At 41.6% G+C, this 20731-nt stretch carries 15 protein-coding genes; 7 read left to right on the top strand and 8 right to left on the bottom strand.

What is annotated here, in order from left to right; genetic code table 11:
- The first annotated feature begins 70 nt into the window (after positions 1–70).
- The 3 genes from deoA (at position 71) to deoD (ending at position 3445) form a co-directional block, all read left to right on the top strand.
- Positions 71–1402 carry a thymidine phosphorylase gene (gene deoA, locus H5123_RS10055; protein WP_124017623.1) on the top strand — a complete coding sequence of 444 codons (1332 nt, stop codon included), beginning with the start codon at positions 71–73 and terminating at the stop codon, positions 1400–1402.
- An 11-nt stretch (positions 1403–1413) separates the two neighbouring features.
- Positions 1414–2631, top strand: a complete 1218-nt coding sequence (locus H5123_RS10060) for a phosphopentomutase (protein WP_124017622.1) — start codon at positions 1414–1416, stop codon at positions 2629–2631.
- Positions 2632–2734: 103 nt separating this feature from the next.
- Complete coding sequence (deoD, locus tag H5123_RS10065) at positions 2735–3445, top strand: purine-nucleoside phosphorylase (RefSeq protein ID WP_059746461.1); 711 nt, start codon at positions 2735–2737, stop codon at positions 3443–3445.
- A gap of 67 nt (positions 3446–3512) precedes the next feature.
- On the opposite strand, the gene H5123_RS10070 is transcribed toward deoD, so the two are convergent.
- Entirely contained in the window at positions 3513–4190 is a 678-nt protein-coding gene (locus tag H5123_RS10070; protein WP_124017621.1) for an AhpA/YtjB family protein, read from the bottom strand.
- A gap of 162 nt (positions 4191–4352) precedes the next feature.
- Between H5123_RS10070 and serB the strand changes: the two genes are divergently transcribed.
- Both serB and H5123_RS10080 read left to right on the top strand, forming a co-directional pair.
- Positions 4353–5339: a phosphoserine phosphatase SerB gene (serB, locus tag H5123_RS10075; protein WP_182697868.1), complete on the top strand. Its 987-nt coding sequence runs from the start codon at positions 4353–4355 to the stop codon at positions 5337–5339.
- Positions 5340–5445: 106 nt separating this feature from the next.
- Positions 5446–6354, top strand: coding sequence for an alpha/beta hydrolase (locus tag H5123_RS10080; protein ID WP_182697869.1), 909 nt, complete (start codon positions 5446–5448; stop codon positions 6352–6354).
- 35 nt (positions 6355–6389) lie between these two features.
- Here H5123_RS10080 and H5123_RS10085 read toward each other — a convergent pair whose 3' ends face one another.
- Positions 6390–8774 (bottom strand): PilZ domain-containing protein, encoded by a 2385-nt coding sequence (locus tag H5123_RS10085; RefSeq protein ID WP_182697870.1) that lies wholly within the window; start codon positions 8772–8774, stop codon positions 6390–6392.
- A 424-nt stretch (positions 8775–9198) separates the two neighbouring features.
- Between H5123_RS10085 and radA the strand changes: the two genes are divergently transcribed.
- Entirely contained in the window at positions 9199–10578 is a 1380-nt protein-coding gene (gene radA / locus H5123_RS10090; RefSeq protein WP_182697871.1) for a DNA repair protein RadA, read from the top strand.
- An 85-nt stretch (positions 10579–10663) separates the two neighbouring features.
- Here radA and H5123_RS10095 read toward each other — a convergent pair whose 3' ends face one another.
- The 4 genes from H5123_RS10095 to H5123_RS10110 form a co-directional block, all read right to left on the bottom strand.
- The gene (locus tag H5123_RS10095) at positions 10664–11029 is read right to left on the bottom strand and encodes a PilZ domain-containing protein (RefSeq protein ID WP_124017616.1); all 366 of its coding nucleotides are present in this window, start codon (positions 11027–11029) and stop codon (positions 10664–10666) included.
- A 158-nt stretch (positions 11030–11187) separates the two neighbouring features.
- The gene (locus tag H5123_RS10100) at positions 11188–12465 is read right to left on the bottom strand and encodes a YjiH family protein (protein ID WP_259395217.1); all 1278 of its coding nucleotides are present in this window, start codon (positions 12463–12465) and stop codon (positions 11188–11190) included.
- A 436-nt stretch (positions 12466–12901) separates the two neighbouring features.
- Entirely contained in the window at positions 12902–13849 is a 948-nt protein-coding gene (locus H5123_RS10105; protein WP_182697873.1) for a U32 family peptidase, read from the bottom strand.
- A gap of 9 nt (positions 13850–13858) precedes the next feature.
- On the bottom strand, positions 13859–14860 hold the full coding sequence (locus tag H5123_RS10110) for a peptidase U32 family protein (protein ID WP_124017613.1): 1002 nt from the start codon (positions 14858–14860) through the stop codon (positions 13859–13861).
- A gap of 140 nt (positions 14861–15000) precedes the next feature.
- Between H5123_RS10110 and H5123_RS10115 the strand changes: the two genes are divergently transcribed.
- Positions 15001–15510 (top strand): SCP2 domain-containing protein, encoded by a 510-nt coding sequence (locus H5123_RS10115; RefSeq protein ID WP_182697874.1) that lies wholly within the window; start codon positions 15001–15003, stop codon positions 15508–15510.
- A 348-nt stretch (positions 15511–15858) separates the two neighbouring features.
- Here the strand turns inward: H5123_RS10115 and H5123_RS10120 are convergent, their stop codons facing one another.
- Positions 15859–17307: an ice-binding family protein gene (locus H5123_RS10120; protein WP_182697875.1), complete on the bottom strand. Its 1449-nt coding sequence runs from the start codon at positions 17305–17307 to the stop codon at positions 15859–15861.
- A gap of 297 nt (positions 17308–17604) precedes the next feature.
- Entirely contained in the window at positions 17605–20274 is a 2670-nt protein-coding gene (locus tag H5123_RS10125; RefSeq protein ID WP_182697876.1) for an Ig-like domain-containing protein, read from the bottom strand.
- Positions 20275–20731 lie beyond the last annotated feature (457 nt).

The raw sequence follows: 20731 nt of genomic DNA on the forward strand, positions 1-20731 counted from the left end.
CATCATTGAATGACATTCTTGATATTAATGGCGATCCTAAAGGTGTTGGATTGCCTCATGGGGACTCTATATGTTTCTTGCTCAAGAGATTATCCGTAAAAAACGTAACGGTGATGCATTAAGCACTGCCGAGATTCAATTTTTTGTAGATGGCATCACTCATAACACTGTTTCTGAAGGGCAAATTGCCGCATTTGGTATGGCTGTGTATTTCAAAGATATGAATATGGATGAGCGAATTGCCTTAACGATTGCAATGCGTGATTCCGGCACTGTATTAAATTGGGATTCACTCGGCCTCAATGGCCCTATTATTGATAAGCACAGCACTGGTGGTGTAGGCGATGTCATCAGCCTAATGCTTGGCCCTATGGCTGCGGCATGTGGTGGTTATGTACCAATGATTTCTGGCCGTGGCTTAGGCCATACTGGTGGAACGTTAGATAAATTTGATGCTATTCCTGGTTATCAAACTGAACCTTCAAGTGAATTATTCCGCAAAGTCGTTAAAGACGCTGGTGTAGCCATTATTGGTCAAACTGGTGATCTAGTCCCTGCCGATAAACGTTTTTATTCAATTCGCGATAATACCGCAACGGTTGAGTCAATCTCACTTATTACCGCATCTATTTTGTCTAAAAAATTAGCCGCAGGACTAGACGCTCTCGCAATGGATGTCAAAGTGGGCAGCGGGGCATTTATGCCTACCTATGAAGCATCTGAAGAATTAGCCCGCAGTATTACTGCCGTTGCTAATGGCGCAGGTACCAAAACAACGGCATTGTTAACTGACATGAATCAAGTTTTGGCATCATGTGCTGGTAATGCTGTTGAGGTGCGTGAAGCGATAAACTTTTTAACGGGTCAATATCGTAATCCTCGTTTATATGCTGTCACCATGGGATTATGTGCCGAAATGCTCATTTTGGGTGGTATTGCACAGAATGAAGCGGAAGCGCGTAATAAGCTAAATGCTGTATTAGATAATGGTAAAGCAGCTGAAGCTTTTGCTAAAATGGTATCTGGTTTAGGTGGCCCAACCGATTTTGTTGAGGCATATGATAAGTATCTACCTCATGCGAAAATCATTCGCCCTGTGTATGCCAATACATCAGGTTTTGCATACCAAATGGATACCCGAGAACTTGGTTTAGCCGTCGTCACCTTAGGTGGTGGACGTCGCAAACCTGGTGATGCACTCGATTACAGTGTTGGATTAACCCAAGTATGTGCATTGGGTCAGGAAGTTAACAAAGATGTACCGTTAGCGATGATCCATGCTCAATCTGAAGATGCTTTCGCCGAAGCTGCCGCAGCTGTCCAACAAGCCATTATTATTGGCGACAGTGCGCCACAGAAGACGCCTGAAATATATCGTTATATTCGCGCTTCAGATTTATAAGGAAACACATAATGAAACGTACTTTTATTTTAATGCTCGACTCTTTTGGTGTCGGTGCCGCAACTGATGCCGATAAGTTCGGCGATCTTGGTTCTGATACCTTTGGTCACATCGCGCAAGCTTGTGCTGATGGCAAAGCGGATATCGGCCGTCAAGGTCCATTGAAGTTACCTAATCTTGCTCGCTTTGGCCTAGGCCATGCTGGTTTTGAAAGTACTGGTAAATTTGCTGCTGGATTTGCTGATAACGTCGAAATCATCGGTGCTTATGGCCATGCTGACGAATTAAGCTCGGGCAAAGACACGCCAAGCGGTCACTGGGAAATGGCAGGGGTTCCTGTTCTTTATGAGTGGGGTTATTTTAGTGATTTAACCAACTCATTTCCTAAAGAACTCACTGATAAAATTCTTCAACGCGCTGGTTTAGATGGGTTCTTAGGCAATTGCCACGCCTCGGGGACTCAAATTCTTGAAGAGTTAGGCTTAGAGCACATGAAAACAGGCAAGCCTATTTTCTACACCTCTGCGGACTCTGTATTCCAAATAGCGTGTCATGAAGAAAGTTTTGGCTTAGAAAATTTATATAACTTGTGCAAAATAGCCCGTGAAGAGTTAGAACCTTATAATATTGGCCGTGTGATCGCCCGTCCATTTATTGGTACTAGTGCTGCTGATTTTGCCCGTACCGGTAATCGTCATGATTATGCCGTATTACCTCCAGCACCGACCGTATTAGATAAGTTGAAAGATGCCGGTGGTGAAGTGGTTAGTATTGGTAAGATTTCTGATATCTATGCTCATAGTGGTATTACGCAGCAATTTAAAGCGACCGGACTTGAAGAGTTATTCGATGAAACCTTAGCACAAATTAAACGTGCTGGTGATAACACTATAGTGTTTACTAACTTTGTTGATTTTGACTCTCATTATGGTCACCGTCGCGATACCGCTGGTTATGCTAAAGCTCTTGAATACTTTGATTCACGTTTACCTGAACTCTTGGCTATTCTACAACCTGAAGATTTAGTCGTGTTCACCGCTGATCATGGTTGTGATCCTACTTGGGTTGGCACTGAGCATACTCGTGAGCGTGTTCCTGTTCTTGCCTATGGCGCCGGTTTATCTGCCGGTTCACTAGGTCGTCGTCAATCTTTTGCCGATATCGGTCAATCTATTGCGAGTTATTTCAAGCTAGAACCGATGGATTATGGTAAATCTTTTATTAATTAGTCACATTTTCAAACGACGGTTCTATATAAAGGTTAATGGTTTTGCTAAACTACAAACAAGATTAAGCAACACAAAATAAAATAGAAACATAGGGGTTATAAACATGGCTACACCACATATTAATGCTGTAGAAGGTGCTTTTGCTGAAACGGTACTTTTTCCTGGCGATCCATTGCGTGCAAAATACATAGCTGAAACATTTTTAGAAAATGTTGAGCAAGTGACTGATGTGCGTAATATGCTCGGTTTTACCGGTACATATAAAGGTAAGCGTATTTCTGTTATGGGTTCAGGTATGGGTATCCCATCTTGTTCAATCTATGCGCACGAACTTATCAAAGACTACGGGGTTAAGAACTTAATCCGTGTAGGTACTTGTGGCGCAATCAGCACTGACGTAAAAGTACGCGATGTGATTATCGGTATGGGTGCATGTACTGATTCTAAAGTGAACCGTTTACGTTTCAAAGATAACGATTTTGCTGCCATTGCAGATTACAGCTTACTCAGTGCAGTTGTTGATTCAGCTAAAGCGCACGGCACTAAAATCCGTGTTGGTAACGTTTTCTCTGCCGACCTATTTTATACTCCAGATCCTCAAATGTTTGATGTTATGGAAAAAATGGGCATTCTAGGTGTCGAAATGGAAGCCGCTGGTTTATATGGTGTTGCACATGAATTAGGTGCTAAAGCCTTGTGTGTTGTTACTGTATCTGACCACATCCGTACTGGTGAAAAAACCACATCTGATGAACGTCAAACCACATTCAGCGACATGATTATTATGACCTTAGATGCAGCATTAACGCTATAATCAAACGTTATAAATGAAAATGGGCACTCATTAGAGTGCCCATTTTTTATGTCTGTAATTTTATTCTCTACGTTTTAGGTTCTTGTGGGCCACTTTTAGGCTCGTCAGCGTTTACCAAGGCGATCTTCTTAGGCTTTTTACGCAACTTAGCTTGGGTCTTACGTCGATCAAAATCGGCACGCTTAAATGATAATGCTCGCGATAATAGCAAACCAATAAAACCAGCAACAATCAACATCATCTGTTGTAATTGCATGTTTTGTTCATGCAATATTTTGATTTCGTCAAAAAAGATATCAAGATTCAAACGTACTTCAACATAGCCTAAATTGTTTTCATCCTGGATGACATTTTCAATTAACGGAGGATATGGTTTTAATAAGCCTTTTAATATTTCTGAATCAGCTTCTAGTTTTTCATAAGAGACGCTCTGGGCGAAGGCCAATCTGACGCCTTGAGAATTATAGATATTGACCGACATGACTTTAGGATCAGCAGCCAGCGCAGAGGCAAGCCATTGAAGCTGCTCATCATTTTGCAAATACATTGCAGGAGCTGCACCATTAGCCGCTTGTTGTGCTAATAGTCTTGCCATTACTTTTGTCTGCGAATTTAGTAATTTTTGACCATTACGTAAACTCGATTGCCACAAATAGATTAGGCCGAAGATCAGCACTATTGCCACGATAATTTGCACAATCCTGCTGATTTTTTGTCTTTTCTTAAGACCTTTAACAAAAATCACTTTAATCCTCAGGGTTTTTTCTATTTAATTGGGGGCTGTTTTGGATGCATTATTTGTCTAACAAGCACTCAGTACCAATCCAATTACAGAGAATTATCAAAAAGCTATACTAATCGAAAAATTTGTCAGTAGATAGTCGTAACATTCTAAGAGGCCGTATTGATGCTGGAAAAATGTGATAACGCTTTATTAAACTTTTTATTTTCAGATACTTGTGACACATACCAACATCTAGGTAGTGTGTTATATCGCTATCAAGAGTCAGAATATTTATTGAGCTTGCAAGCTCATTTACCTTACCGTTGCCGAGTTATTTTTAATGGCGAATGCTCAAGTGAGATTGAGTCATGGCTCTCTTCAATATCAACCGATGCTCATGTCGCTAAGCTTGTGAGACAGAATGATTTATTTGGCTTTGAACTAGCAACTCAGACCGTGGATGAGCAATGGATAGCATCTTTTCCACGTAACATTCCAGCTGAAATTGTGCTTATTCAACAACCGCTAGCACGTCTAAATCAACCTGGATTGCTCGTCATGGATATGGACTCCACAGCCATTGAAATTGAGTGTATTGACGAGCTGGCTGCCATGGCTGGTGTTGGCGACGAAGTGGCAAAAGTAACCGCAAGTGCAATGCGTGGAGAGTTAGATTTTGAGCAGTCTTTAAGGCTGCGAGTGAGCAAACTTGCCGGGGCTGATGCGGCGATTATTCAGCAGTTATGTGATACCTTGCCTTTAATGCCCGGTCTTGAAACCATGCTAGCCGAGTTAAAAGCGCATCAATGGAAACTGGTGGTTGCTTCCGGTGGTTTTACACCTTTTGTTGGCCACTTAAAGCAGTTACTTAATCTTGATGCTGCCTTTGCCAATGAGCTGGTTATTGTTAATGGCAAGCTAACCGGTGAAGTCACTGGTGATGTTGTTGATGCGCAATATAAAGCTAATGTGGTGAGTCAATGTGCACAACAATGGACTATCGCATCAGGCCAGCGAGTGGCTATTGGTGATGGTGCTAATGATATCCCAATGATTCAGGCCGCAGACTTGGGGATAGCATTTCATGCAAAGCCTAAGTTAATTGAAGCCGCAGATGCATCAATACAAAATATCGACTTACGAGCATTGGTTTTTTGTTTACAGCTTTAACGATTGGCGCTTACCGACTAAATATAGAATTATTACTCTATTCTAGTTGTGTTTCACTGCAGTAATGTTAGTTTTATAATCAATATTACTAACATAACTGCTTATTTTGACAATAGATATCCTCCAAGACTCATTATTCATTCCATATCGTGATGGCCAATTGCATTTGCGTCATATTCGCCCTCCGTCGCCGACGGCATTAGGTATCCCTATCTTGATGTTGCATGGGGCTATGTCTAACGGGAAAGTATTTTACAGTGAAAAAGGTCGTGGGTTAGGCTGTTTTTTGGCAGCTGCTGGCTTTGATGTTTATGTAATGGATACCGCTGGTCGAGGCTTGAGTGAGCCTAGAATTAATCGTGATTTCACCTTGGGCCAAGGTGAGGTTATCCGTGAGCAATTACCTTTAGTGCAACAATTTATTCTGCAACGTCATCCTTTAGTCAATAAAGTTCATTGGTGTGCTCATTCATGGGGGGGAGTATTAATGGCCAGCAGTTTGGCTCGGTATACTCATTTGCAATCAAGTGTAGCTTCGTTACTAACCTTTGGGTCTAAACGGACCATAAAGGTGAAATCACTTAAGAAATGGTTGATGGTCGATTTTTTTTGGAATCGCTTTGCGCCATTATGCATAGCTAAGCAGGGATATTTTAATGCCAGTCGACTCCGCGTTGGTATGGATAACGAGAGCAGTGCGTCCTTATTACAAACCATCGATTGGGTTAGGGGAGAGTGGATTGATCATGATGATAGTTTTCATTATGCTCAAGCTGCTGAAAAAGCCGTTTGGCCACCAGCGTGGTTTATTGCGGGGAAAAATGATCGTGTATTAGGCAATCCGTCAGATGTACGAGATATGATTGATGAATGTGGTTTTAGCCAGATAAAGTACACCTTGCTCGCCAAAGAAAAGGGTAATTTATTGGATTATGATCATGCAGGAATGTTGACGGATCGACATGCAGAGCAAGATCACTTTGTGCAAATTAAGCAGTGGTATTTGACACTGTAACGCTAGCGATTATTTTATCCTTGCTTGAGTATTACCTAGGCTGCAGGCATTAAGCTAGGAAAACGGAGTTCAACTTCAGCAGTAATATCTAATAGTTCACCTGAACCAATCACTCTCCATAATTGCTCTTCTAGGTGCTTTGCTCTGTGGTTAGCATGAATGTGGATAAACTCTAGCTCGCGTCGAATATAGCTCATATCAGGCTTGTCAGTTGCCCCTAAGTACACTCTTAATGCCATAAAGCGCCCAGCTTTTTTACTTTGGGTGATAAATTGAATTTGCTGCTGACGATCACCGATTTCAGATTTAAGTTTACATTGGATCTGTACTGTTCCTCTAGCGTGGCGAGTCAGTTGCATAAACACTTCAAAGAAGACCATATCCTGATTCGGTTTCATTAATTTGATAGGGTCAATAATCTTTTGTTTCAGTAGGTTATTTTCCAGCAGCGGCATTAAATTGTACTGCAGTACTTTGTCACTATCTTGGGCAAATAAGTGGCTAATTTCATCCGTCGTTGTACCAATACCTATGTAAGCCATTTGTGCTGATTTTACTGTTTTTTCGATAAAATACGGTACACCGGGTAACTGGCGCATGAACAGGTTTTTCATGCCATCAGCCAGCTCTTTTTGCTGACCTTCATGATCGGATAGTTGCTCAAACTTCTGTTTGTTGTGGGCAATTAATTTACTTAAAAACTCCACCCCATCATGGGGTGTATGGCCTATTAAAGCGCTTAAATGCAAAGTCTTTCCACCCATTCTGCTGCGGATTAACTGATAAGGTAAATGGGTTAAATTGGCTTTGCCTGCTGCGGCTTGTAGACGTGGAAACGATAATGTTACCGCACCAGGTTCATTAAAATCCGTCGAAGTTTCAAATGTGAGTTGTAAACCTCGACTCGAAATATCGTGAGTAATACCGGTGGCTTTTTTATCGCCTTGCTGAATTGTGATTGAGGTTTTAAAGGCGAACCGAGCTTCATGGCGTCGTTCACTAAATGGCATTGATACTTTTTTAATGCTGTGTTGTTTTGTTTTTGCTTGCGAAAATATCTTTAAACCATTTACATCGGATTTATCAAACCAACTTTGATAGTCTTCATTTGCTTCTTTATTTGTTAAGTCAATTAATTGTAACGTATGGCTAAATTGAGCTAATTGTTGTTCGGTAAGTGCGCCATATCGAGCATCATCACCCGGTAATGTAGAGTTTTTATAATTCTTACTATGATCGATAGGCTGCATGACAATTCTAAACACTCGCCAGCTCGCTTTGGTAGAGGCAAAGCCTAAAAATAGATGAAGATTTTTAGTTGCTCTGAGCTCTGCTAATGTCGCAGAGTAAAAATGCACTTTCCCATGGGCGCTATGAGTAAAACTGAATAAGTAACAATGTTCATTATTGTCTGGATGTTTAATTAATTGGGTCAAGCGGCGAGTATTAATGAAACTCGGTAGCTGGCTAATTTGATTTTCATCTAGAAAATAATGTTGGATCGGTTGATTACCTCTGCCGAGCAATTCATAGGCTATCAGTGGTTTTCCGTCAACAATGGAGATATATAATGGTAAATGGGTTAGTAATGGTAAGTAATGACGCTCATAACCTAAACCCGTAGCCGTAACAATGACATCGTTGACATCCACTTTATAGCGGAATTTATAGCTGCGGATCAGCTGTGATAGCAAATTATCTAATGCTTCTCCACCACCAAGTCTTTTCAGTCTAAAAATCGCTGTATTGTCTTTATTTTGAACATCAACTATTTGATATTCAATGCCATGCTGCAGCTCTTCTACATAAAACTCATCACTGATTTCAAGCAGTTTAATTTTAACTGGTTTGTCTTGATCCAGTTGGTGTTTTAATGGCAACTTAATCCGCGCACCGCCCACAGATAAATCTAGTGTCATACCATTAACTTCGGGTATTCCTTGCTGAGAAACCAGAATTCGAATGCTATAATTCATTCGTTCTTCGCAGCGATTAAAGTAACTTCCGAGTACGACCCCAGGGATTAAAAATGGATTGTCTTCGCCAATAGCCTCGGCAGGAATATTTTCTCTTAATTTTATGCGTCGCAGCTTATGGGCTTTAATAACCTGTTCGTATACCCCTAGAGTATATTGATTGCGGTATAAAGGCAGTGCTTGCTCTAAAGCCTCTTTAGCGGGTTGGTCAAGGAAGTGCTTTTGATTAGCGATAACGACTTCTTTGCAAGGGAGTTCTGTTTTATCTCGTAAATCTATAATTCTGTTACACAATGATGAGATACGGTTGAGCTCCATTTTCAGAAGAAAACGGGTGGAATTTGATTCGTCAGCAGTTAACTGCTCAAAAACGTCCTGAAAATCAGGTTCCATGAACAGAGGTTTTAGTTGTTCGATTAATGCACTGTGGTTATCTAAACTCATTATTTTGTCGTTTTAATTGTTTATTGTGAGTCTGGCTAATAATTTTATCGGCAAGAAAGTGCTGATCTTTATAGTAATATAGATTTGAACCTTGTTCGAGAGTTATGCTGAAATGATTTTAGGGCTAATTATTTTACCGTTCAGATGAACATAGTGTCTTAACGGTATCTTGGTGTTCTTGAAGCTTATTCATAATGGCTTAGCGTTTGTGTTCATTGCGTGTGGGCAAGGTGTTAATCGTAAAGAACTCTGTAAAGCTGATTGTTATTATTATCTTATGAGTGGTTTAAGCCGTTATAGTTGTATTGATGAGCAGCCGGTATGACTAATAAAGAATGATATGTTCACAGTGATTGTCGATTGGTCCTCAGGCCTAATAGTATCAATCTTATTGTATTAATTGATTTGCAACATGGGAATTAACATGGCAAAAGCTCCAAAAATGGCATTTGTTTGTGACGATTGCGGCCTAGATTATCCTCGTTGGCAGGGACAGTGTCGTTGTGGTGCGTGGAACTCTTTAGTGGAAATGAAATTATCTGCCACAAAAAGCACTACTTCTCGTACTTCGGTATTGGGATACGCCGGTGCTGCTGGTGGTGGTTCAAAAAAACTCAGTGAAGTTGAGTCACAGGATGCTGAAAAAAGACTTACTGAGATCGGTGAATTAGACCGAGTGCTTAGCGGTGGTTTGACCACGGGCTCGGTGAATATTATTTCCGGTGATCCTGGCGCAGGTAAAACGACCTTGTTATCTGATCTAGTGGCCCGAATGTCACAGTCGATGGCATCATTATACTGTACTGCAGAAGAGTCATTATCGCAGTTTAAAAACCGAGTTAATCGTTTAAAGCTTCATTACAACGAAGATAACTTGTTTTTGCTGTCTGAAACCAGTGTAGAAGCTATTATTGAGGAATTAGAAGCCAAGCAAATCAAGTTTGCGGTGATTGACTCTATTCAAGCGGTCGTCACAGATGCCGCCAATGGCAGCCCAGGATCGCCTTCACAAGTTAAAACGGCGGCGCAGGCATTTACGCAATATTGTAAAAAAAATAATGTCACCATGTTCATTATTGCTCATGTGAATAAAAATAACGAAATTGCTGGGCCGCAAACCTTAGTGCATATCGTGGATTCACTGTTACATATCGACACTAATGATGGTCAAATTCGCACTTTGCGCGCCAATAAAAACCGTTTTGGTGATGTTGATACCGTGGGCATATTCCGCATGAGCGAACGCGGTATGGTGAGCGTAGATAATCCCAGTGAGATATTCTTATCGGGTTCTACTACAGAGTCACCTGGCTCGACTATTACCTGTATTCGTAAAGGTAACCGTAATTTACTATTAGAAATCCAATGTTTAACAACTGAAACTGAATCAGAATTTCCCCAGCGTGTATGTGTGGGGTTAAACATGAATCGGATTAAAATGTTAACCGGTATTTTGCGTAAACATACTAAAACCAAAATATTCCACGACACATTTTTTAATATCGTTGGTGGGTTAAAAATTGATGAGTCAGAAACCTGTATCGATTTAGCGCTAGTGACAGCATTATTGAGCAGTTTAAATGACTTTGTGGTGCCAAGAACCACTTGTATTATGGGTGAGTTGAGCTTGAATGGTGATGTGCGCCCAATTGATAGCGGAGTGCCCAGAGTGAGAGAAGCTGCGCAGCATGGTTTTACGGAGATTTTTATTCCATTTCGTAATTATCATAAAACCATGGAAGGGCTCGGCGCAAAAATCATCCCAGTTAAAACTATCCATGAGTTACTTGAGCTGATTAATTAGTTTTCGAGTGATACAGCGGACTATTGGTATAAAAAAGGTAAGTCATTGGCTTACCTTTTTTACATCTCATGGTTTATCTGCAAGCTTAAGGAACTGGTGTGATTAACGAGGTAAGCTCACGATCTAATAATTCTGCATCGCCCATATTGAGTTCGATAATACGGCGCAGATGAGTAATGCTGTCAACATCAATATGAGTGCATTTTAAGCCAAGATGTTCTGGGGTCTTATGAACAATTTCCGCCTCCATGTGCAGTTCAATATCAGAATCGGCTAACACAAACGCTAAGGTTAAAATGGTATGTAGCTGACCAGTATAACCTGCTGGCAGTTCTACTAGAGCGCCATTGAGACTTAAATCTAAAATTTTAGTGCGCCAAGTTTGTTCTGTTTGCGCAAGATGCGCACTGGCTGCAAATAAAATACGAGAAAATTTACGTCTGTTGTCCATGGTTCACCCTTAGTCATCAATATGGCTATGGTACATAGCCAATGCTTATTTGTTAAGCATACTCGATTTATCTCGGTTACGCAGAGAATATTTTGTATAAAAAAGGAGCGCAATGCGCTCCTGAGTTGATATTAAGATGTTATGTTTAGTTACGCCTACTAAATCAGTAAATGGCCCATTAATGCAATAATAGGAAGCGTTACTAATGTCCGTAGGATAAAGATAACGAACAACTCAAAAAAGTTCACCGGAATTTTACTACCAATCAAAAGAGCACCCACTTCACTCATATAAATAAGCTGAGTGACAGATAATGCCGCAATGACAAAACGGGTTAAGTCAGACTCAATAGAGCTGGCCAATATAGATGGAATAAACATATCGGCAAATCCTACCACAATTGTTTTTGAGGCTTCAGTGGCTTCAGGAATATGCAGTAGCTCTAACAGTGGAATAAATGGCATACCTAAGTAGTTAAAAATTGGTGTATGTTCAGCGAGCACTAACGCTACGGTACCAATAGCCATAACGACTGGAATTACCCCAAAAATCATATCAACAACGTTTTTAATCCCTTCTGTTAGGACATGTTTAATGCCACCAGCAGAGGATGCTCGCTGCATTGCTTGTTCAAATCCCCATGAAAAGACACCGTGACTGGCAGGAATTGTTTCATCATCTTCATGGCGTGGGGTGTCGTCGATATACAGATCTTTTTTCCATGATAACGGCGGTAATTTCGGCACTATGATAGCGGCGACAAATCCTGCCAAACACACAGTGAGATAGAATGGTACAAACAAGTGCTCAAGTTTTACTTGCGATATAACCACTAGACTGAAAGTTATCGATACCGCTGAAAAAGTGGTACCAATAACGGCTGCTTCTCGTGCCGTGTAAAAACGGGTTTCGTATTGTTTGGTGGTCATTAAAATACCCACACTGCCATCACCTAACCAGGATGCCATACAGTCAATCGCACTGCGTCCGGGTAAATTGAATATTGGACGCATCACTTTGGTTAATAACGTGCCAAAAAACTCCAATAAACCAAAATTGAGTAATAGCGGCAATAACATGCCTGCAAAAATAAACACTGAAAATAGTACTGGCACTAAATCATTTAAGACTAAACCACCCGTTGCCGATGAAGTAATCGCATCAGGTCCCATCTGCAAATAAACCATGACAATAAAGACCGCGCCTAATATTCGCACGGCTAACCAAAATAAATTTACTTTTAATAAGGTGCGTAAAAAAATATTTTTACGCACAAATTTAGGATTAGTAAGCTGGGTGAGCAATGAGGCTATTGCCATAAATACAACGATGCAGGTCACAATAAGCTGAATCGAACTGCCCATTTGGTTTTGCAATGCTTTTGAAATGATTGCAATTGGGATGGTAATCGAACCATTGACAGTGATAGGCGTCATAAACAGTAACAAACCAATCAGTGACGGAATGATAAAGGTAAGAATTGTTTTAATGTTATGTTTTTTGTGTGTCACGTTAAATACACCTTACGTATTTGCTGTAAGTTGGCCAGCTTGGCTATCCAACTGTTTCTTATGGACAGAGATTGAATGTCCATTCAGTTGTGTTTTTTGGGTAGGCAAGGTTACCCCCTTCTTTGCTGTATGTAAAATGATAACTTAATCGAATAGATATTAGTTAAATATGAGTAGATATTTACTTTGCGGGAATGATGTTGTACATGATAAATAACTAATATAATCATTTGGTTAATGATTTGTTTCTGGAGTGTTTCAGCTTTGAGTGTGTGAGTTTTTAAGTCGCTTGTATGCCATTAATGAACATGAATATTATCATTGTTATGAGTGGTTGCATTAATGGCAATCGGCTGAGTTTTTATGACGGAAACACAGTTTCTTGGTTCTCTTGGCGATAGTCCATGCCCGGCAATCCGAACCAGTAACCATTGCAATGATGATGAATGATTGCAGTATGCTGCTTGTGATTAAATTGTTGATTGAATAGTTCTTCAGTATTAAATGGGTCGTTTGTTACCTGTTGTAGTGCGCTGGCAAGCTCAGAACCCAAGTCAATATCGGTTAATTTGTTGGGTGAAATCCGCCAATAGTCCACTCCCATGGTGATCATCTGGGGAATTTGGTTAATCAGATTTATTTGCGCCGCTGATTGAGTTTGAATGCCATTTAAGCGTAATAAGGGCTGCGACTCTTGAGTTTGAGCCAATAAACCTTTGCTGTGGCGTTGGCAAATCGTTTGGCATTTATCTTTCGGTAATTGGTAATGCTTAGCGGTAAAGCAGCGCGCTGAAAGAGCTAGCGGCATATAGCCGTGGCCGAGCACTTCAATTTCAAACTTGGGTTTATCACCTTGATTGATGATACGACTTAACCACTGTTGAGATAACTCACATGGCATAACAAAGCGGAACATGCCTTTTTTATGCAGTAAATCCAGACTGGCCCGATTGTAATTATTAATCATTGGTCCGCACACAAAAGGAACTTTGGCTTGCTGTGCATAATGTACTGCCGCCATATCATTAGCTTCAATACTAAAGTCACCATTCTCAATCGCTTTTTTTAATTCATTGAGCTCTGATTGTGCTTCTATTAGTGCCATGGTCGATAACACCACATGTTTACCATAAGACTTAAGCATATTCGCCAGATCAAGATAGTCGTTAAACTTGAGTTCGCGGCGACGACTGCACACGGTTTCACCTAAGTAAATAGTATCAATATGACTTAATGCCACTTGTTGATAGAAAAGCTCAACGTCAGGTTTTGACCAGCAGTAGCTAATTGGAGCAAGAGATATTTTCATTCTGTAACCTTATTGCCATTGACGCTGATAAGCGCCCAATGTGGTGATTTGTCCTTCGGATACTTTAGCCAATGCTTGCGTCCATTGTGGTTGTTCGCAAAAAGAATCGGGATTGGCCAAATAAGTGTCGATAGCACTGCGCCAAACGTGGGTCACTTGACTTACATAAGCAGGGCTGCGCTGACGTCCTTCAATTTTGAGTGATTTGATGCCCGCTTTAGCGAGTTCAGGTAATAAGCTTAAGGTGCTTAAGCTGGTGGGTGATTCGAGTAAATATTTTGCATCTTGATCGTATTCAGCAACATATCGACCCTTACAGACCACTGGATAGCCCAGTTGTTGACTCGCATCGGCTTTATCGATTAACACATTATTCAGTCTGGTTAATTTATCACTGCCACTGTCTTGCCAGCGAACATGATTCGCGGGAGAGCATGAGCCACCGGTATTTGGGGATTGACCTGTAACATATGATGATAAATGACAACGTCCTTCCGCCATGATGCACAAACTGCCAAATGCAAAGACTTCCAGATCCACAGAGCTGACTTTCGCTAAATCGCGAACCTGCTTTATTGACAGCACTCGTGGTAATACAGCCCGTTCAATATTAAAAGCTTGTTGGTAAAATGACAGCGCTCCGAGGTTGGTCGCACTGGCTTGCACCGATAAATGCAACGGAAGGTGTGGATAATGCTGGTGGGCATAATCGAGTAATGATAAATCGGCAACGATAAGCGCATCCATTTCTAATTGTGCGGCTAAATCAACTGCTTGATACCAGCGATGTTCCTCACCGGGTTTAGGGAAGGTGTTTAGGGTTAAAAACACCTTTCGGCCTTGGTTATGGGCTAAGTGAGTCGCTTGAGCTAGCTGTGGGGCAGAAAAGTTTAATCCTGCAAACGAACGCGCATTGGTGTCATCTTTTAGTCCAAGGTAAACCGCATCAGCACCGGCATTGAGCGCGGCTTTGAGTGACGCTAAATTACCGGCGGGGCATAAGAGTTCCATATTGGTGTTCTCATTTTTTTCAAAGAACAGGAGTGTAAATGTGATTGAGTTAACATGATTTGATTTAAAACAGGTTTCGTTAGATAAATTACCAGTAAACTCACTTGATTATTGGCTCTATTTGCAAGTAGGTACTCTCGATGGCTCAGGCATTATCACAACAATTATCGCAACACTTAGCGCAAAAGGTATTGCATTTCGCACCTCAGGTTAGTCGCCGCTCGCTCAGTGTCATGCCAGAAAAATTAAAAATAGCCGCGATCAATACACTGCTTAATCGAGTGTTAACTGAACAATTACAGTCAGATGAGCTCGATTTTCTCAAACACAAGTGGGTGGGGATTTGTGTTGATGATATTGGTTTACGTTTTGAGGTGGGGATTGCTCAACAATTACAAGTACGATCGTTTACTCAGCCTGATGTGACTTTAAGTGCCAATGTGCCGGAATTGATATTAGTGGCCGCGGGGATAGAAGATCCTGATACCTTATTTTTTCAACGTAAATTACGTATAGAAGGGGATACTGAGTTAGGGTTACAAGTTAAAAATCTATTGTTATCTATTGAATTAGATAACTTACCCAAACCCGCTCAGATCGGCATCGAGCAACTGGCAAAAATGCTCCACATGTTAAGACCCTGTGAATAGTTTTGCTTGTTTGACCATGAAAAACGGCGCATTTTGCGCCGTTTTGCCGATGCTAGGTACATAAGATTAGATGCTCAATATTAGCGAATCAAGATGAGATACAAGCGCAAATCCTGACGTTATCATTTAACCGTGAGTAAAGTAGATTCAATCCGTGATCGATCTTATCGCGCTATAGGCGTTAGTTTAAAGTAACGCGCTTAATGGCGTCAATTAACCTATATGCTTTTTAGCTCTTTATGATATAAAAAATCCGCTAAACCAGGTTTAGCGGATTTTAATGTTATGACGCATGACGTCATGGATTGCGAGCGCTAGGCTATTGCTAGTGTTCGACTATTACGACGGTTATTCAGTAGGTTGAGTCACGATATTGTGGTCTAAAGTGACCGCTGTTTGTGACATTAATCTGCCGTTAATCGTTGCATCTGTGTTTATGCTGATGCCTTTTTCAGCTAAAATGACTCCTTCAAAATGCGCTGTGGTGTCAAGTGAGACTCCCGCACTTCCGCCAACCTGCCAGAAGATATTTTTTGCCTGAGCGCCACCTTGTAAATTAATACGACTGGCTGCTGCTTGAGTAAGGTCACCTGCTATTTGGAAAATCCACACGTCGTTGGCACTGCCAGAAATAGCAATGTCAGTCGAAATCAACACACCTGAACTCCACTTATATAAACCTGGCTCTAGTGTCATGCCACTGATATCACCAGCGCCTAGTTCAGTATAGTCAGGTAAGGTTCTGCCAGCTGCATCGTTATAGGCTGTGCCCATATCAAGTACTGCGTTGGCCACTAGGGTGTTATCTTCTGCTGCGCCAGCAAAACAAGTAATTGCACCGCTGCCCGTATAAGCAGCATCAGCACCATAAATAGTCCCGCTGATTTCATCACAAAACACGTTATCCATCGCTGCAGCTGTGATTGGGCTTGAACCTATATTGCCTGTAATAGCAGACGCTGGAATATTGGTGATTCCAGTCTTAGTTAGAATAGCAAAATCACCCGAAGTGTTTAACTTCACTGGTTCAGGCCCCATAGCGGCAACATCACTGGTGGTAAAGCTCCAGCTGAAATTAGCTGCCAATAAATTTGCCGGCATCGCTAAATCGCTGATAGCCGTGGTCAGAGTTGCGGTATAAAGTGTATTGGCCGCTAAATTATCGTCTGGATTAAACGTTGCGCTTGTGCCTTGAACGCTAATCACACCAGCGACAAGATTTGTCCCGTCACTTAGGGTAAAGCTAGTACCGTTTAGCGTATTAGGAGCAAGTGCTTCACTAAACTCAGCTGTCACATTTCTATTTAAGGCAAAGCTCTGTGCGAGATCGGCTGGGGAGTTTGATACAACCTGTGGGGCAATAACATCGGGTAATGCAGAGGTCGTAAATGACCAACTAAAACCACTGGCAAGCGCTATGCCTGCCGTATTTGTGACTTCAGTGGTGATAGATGCTTGATACAGAGTGTTATGGGTAAAATCACTGTTTGGAGCAAATACGGCAGTATGACTTGTTTCATCATAAGAAACTGTGCCTAACACGGCGGCTTGATTCGGAGCCATTAAGGTAAAGCTGACATCGTTAATCGTCTGCTCGTTCATCGCTTCGCCGAAGGTTGCGGTGATTTGTTGATTGATCGCCACATCGATAGCAAGATCACTTGGGTTACTGGCATTAATAGTCGGCACAATGGCCGAGTCAGTATTATTGTCACTATTACAACCAGCGATTAAGGTAAGCAACAATATGCTGCCAGCCCATATTGGCGGGGTAAAATTATTTTTTCGTATATGCATTGTTATATCCTTGAAAAACTTAAGATCACATTACAAAGAATGTTGCGTCATATTGTCGGATATTAAACCGATAAATGGATTTGTCTTTGCTGCTTGGAGGGGCTATGTTTGGCCCACACATTGGTGGGCATTGTTAGCAAACATGTGAACGGTAAAATGGCTTATAAGCGAAAACCTTTCACTAATAAGTACCTAAAAAACACAATAGTGAGGTGTTTTTTAGGTCATTGGGAAACAAGCTGTCTGTCTCCCTATTTTGGTCCTAAGTGTTAATGTGAATGTCAGTAGAGAGTGACACTATGGTGCTTTGCTTATGGCATTTGCGTCTAGCGTTACCTGATCAGTGACCGCAAACAATCGACCTGTAACGCTTGCTCCAGTCAATACATTCACTTCTGACCAAGCGAAAACATTGCCAGAGAATTTGGTATTAGTGCCGATAACTGTCTTTCCAGCGGTTCTCCAATAGACGTTCTTTGCTTGTGCGCCATTAATAAGCACAATATCGCCACCTGGAGCACCAGAAGTTAGGTTTCCGCCTATGGTGAAGATGAACACAGAGTCAGGGTCTCCTTCGCCATCAAGAGTGAGAGTACCTGTTTGCAGGGTCACATCGGCTGCGGTTTTATACACACCACGAGTCAGAGTCAGATTGCCCAATTCAATAGGGCAAATCTGGGTTGCCGCATTTGGGTTTGGATCTGCCGCGAGGAAATTATAGGCAATACCAAGATCTGTTCTGGACTGGTTAATAAATGCAACCATAGAGGCATAAGGCACCGGTACAACATAAGGTGGTGTGCTATCGTCGCCAGCATAAGACAAGCCATTGGTTAATTCGTCAAATTCGCCAGCATTAACGCCTGCGGTAAATCCTGCGTAATAAGAACGTGCCTGGTCAAGAATACCTAAATCACCATCGACAATGGCAGAACCACTTGTCGTCGTAATAGCTTGTGAGGCAAGCATGACAAAACGTGCCACTTCACCCAATTCAGGTGCTAATGGGTTATTGGGCAGAGCTGCAGTAACATTAAGTGTTGTATCCGCAAATACGCCAATTAGTGTTGCTTGAATCACTGATGAGCCTACTTCAATAGCTGTCGCACGCCCACTATTTAGCTGTTCATTGGGATTTAATGTAGCAACCTGTGTATCTGCTGAAGACCACATTACCGTCGATGTGATATCTGTTGTACTACCGTCTGAATAATGACCAATAGCAACAAAGTTTTGGCTTGAGTTCTTAACAATACTTGGATTAACAGGTGTTATATCAATTGAATTCAAGGTGGCATCGGTAACGGTTAAATTAGTACTGTCTGATTGTGCTCCTGAAGTTGCGGTAATAAGTGATGAGCCAGCCACCTTGCCATTGGCAAGACCATTGACATCAATTGTAGCAACCAAGGTATCTGTAGATGACCAAGTAACCGAGGTAGAAATATCTGCTACAGATCCATCAGAATAAGTTCCAGTTGCAGCAAACTGCTTGTTCATACCTTTAACAAGGCTTGGATTGGTTGGCGATACCACAATTGAACTTAATACGGCGCTAGTAATGGTCATGTTTGTACTACCGGAGACCCCTCCAGCGCTTGCGTTGATAAGTGATGAGCCAGTGCTAATTCCATTTGCAAGACCGGTATTATTTACTGTAGCCACTAAGGTATCTGCTGATGACCAAGTTACAGCGTTCGTAATATTTGCTAGCGACCCATCAGAATAAGTGCCGGTAGCGGTGAGCTGTTTATTCGAATCTTTAGCTATAGTGGGATTACCTGGTGTTACTGCAATTGACGTCAAACTTGTATCTGTGATTGTTACGTTAGTGGTGGCTGACAGCGCAGCCGATGTCGCGGTAATAATTGTAGAACCCGAAGCAATACCACTGACAATACCATCGGCATTCACAGTGGCAATTAGGGTGTCTGAAGATGACCAAATAGCTGAGCTGGTCATATCAACCGAGATACCATCTGAGTAAATACCAGTAGCAGTCAACTGCAGGGTATTACCTTTAGGTATATGTGGGTTGGCTGGTGTTAACATGATTGACGTTAAAGTGGCGTCGGTAACTGTCAGCAATGAGGTTGCTGATTGAGCTTGAAAATCTGCCGTAATAACAGATGAACCTATACTCACTCCTTTAGCAGCCCCACCGGTATTCATTGTGGCAACCAGTGTGTCCGCAGATGACCAGCTTGCTGAAGCACTTATATCCACTGATGTACCATCAGAATAAGTACCGATAGCAGTAAACTGTTGGGTCATGCCTTTGGCAATACTTGGTTCAACGGGCGTTAACGCTATTGAGCTCAAAATAGCATCTGTGATGTTGAGCTCAGTCGTTATTTCATCAGATCCTAAAGATGCGCTAATAACTGCAGAACCAATAGCAACGCCACTAGCAAGGCCACTAGCATTTATGGTAGCAACTAGCGTATTCGCCGAGGACCACGTTACTGAAGTGGTCACATCTGGCGAAGTACCATCCGAATAAGTACCCGTAACAGCAAATTGTTTGCTCAACCCCTTAGCTACGCTGGGGTTGGTTGGTGTGATAGCCAAAGCCGTTAAGGTCGCATCCGTGATGGTTAGCGTGGCCGTTGCGGATTGCTCGTTTGATAATGAGTCGATAATGGATGCTGTGATAGTAGAGGAACCAGGGATAACTCCCATGGCTATACCACTGGTATTAATAGTGGCAACTGCTGAGTCATCAGATGACCAAGTTACCGAGTTGGTGATATCAGACGACGTGCCATCTGAATAGGTGCCTATGGCTGTAAACTGTTGCTTCAAGCCCAATGGCATGCTTGAGTCTGCAGGGGTAACAGCAATGGCTGTAAGTAACACCCCATTATTGTTGTTATCGTTGCTGCTATCGCCATTACACCCAGCTAAAAGGATAAGTCCTAATAGCATAGTGAATACGAGATAAGTCTTTTTTAGGGAACTATTCATTCTCTTCTTCCTAATGATTTTATTAAATTGCGTTAATTTACCTTTTCTACATCAGCAAAAAACGGCTGCGATTCTTGTTAGCCATGAGTGCTGATAACTCAGTGAGATTTTCTTGTTATGCGATATCCACGAATTGAAAAATCTGAGTACTGGTCCGAGTAAGATTTCGAGAACACTAATAACCTAATTTGCAAATATCGTACCGAAAGTGTTTTTTGTTAAAAAATGAATTTAGTTTATTATTAACAATGAGTTAATTTTATTTTTTTTAATTATCAATATTGCTACGGCCTCAATATATGAAAGAAATGTAATATGTTGAGGGTATTTCTGTTATAGGCGGTATTATGGTGCGGTATATGTGGTGGTTGTAAGACAAGCGCTACCGATACTCAAGTAGGACGGCATTGATATTCCCGTCTTAAATACCAGATAACGATACCTACGCGGCAGATTT

This window comes from Shewanella sp. SR43-4, from assembly GCF_014163845.1.
Lineage (GTDB): Bacteria > Pseudomonadota > Gammaproteobacteria > Enterobacterales > Shewanellaceae > Shewanella > Shewanella vesiculosa.

Bases quoted from the DNA above. Each gene is read 5' to 3' on its own strand.
- deoA (WP_124017623.1), top strand. From the start codon at position 71: ATGTTTCTTGCTCAAGAGATTATCCGTAAAAAACGTAACGGTGATGCA.
- H5123_RS10060 (WP_124017622.1), top strand. From the start codon at position 1,414: ATGAAACGTACTTTTATTTTAATGCTCGACTCTTTTGGTGTCGGTGCC.
- deoD (WP_059746461.1), top strand. From the start codon at position 2,735: ATGGCTACACCACATATTAATGCTGTAGAAGGTGCTTTTGCTGAAACG.
- serB (WP_182697868.1), top strand. From the start codon at position 4,353: ATGCTGGAAAAATGTGATAACGCTTTATTAAACTTTTTATTTTCAGAT.
- H5123_RS10085 (WP_182697870.1), bottom strand. From the start codon at position 8,774: ATGAGTTTAGATAACCACAGTGCATTAATCGAACAACTAAAACCTCTG.
- radA (WP_182697871.1), top strand. From the start codon at position 9,199: ATGGCAAAAGCTCCAAAAATGGCATTTGTTTGTGACGATTGCGGCCTA.
- H5123_RS10095 (WP_124017616.1), bottom strand. From the start codon at position 11,029: ATGGACAACAGACGTAAATTTTCTCGTATTTTATTTGCAGCCAGTGCG.
- H5123_RS10100 (WP_259395217.1), bottom strand. From the start codon at position 12,465: ATGACGCCTATCACTGTCAATGGTTCGATTACCATCCCAATTGCAATC.
- H5123_RS10105 (WP_182697873.1), bottom strand. From the start codon at position 13,849: ATGAAAATATCTCTTGCTCCAATTAGCTACTGCTGGTCAAAACCTGAC.
- H5123_RS10110 (WP_124017613.1), bottom strand. From the start codon at position 14,860: ATGGAACTCTTATGCCCCGCCGGTAATTTAGCGTCACTCAAAGCCGCG.
- H5123_RS10115 (WP_182697874.1), top strand. From the start codon at position 15,001: ATGGCTCAGGCATTATCACAACAATTATCGCAACACTTAGCGCAAAAG.
- H5123_RS10120 (WP_182697875.1), bottom strand. From the start codon at position 17,307: ATGCATATACGAAAAAATAATTTTACCCCGCCAATATGGGCTGGCAGC.
- H5123_RS10125 (WP_182697876.1), bottom strand. From the start codon at position 20,274: ATGAATAGTTCCCTAAAAAAGACTTATCTCGTATTCACTATGCTATTA.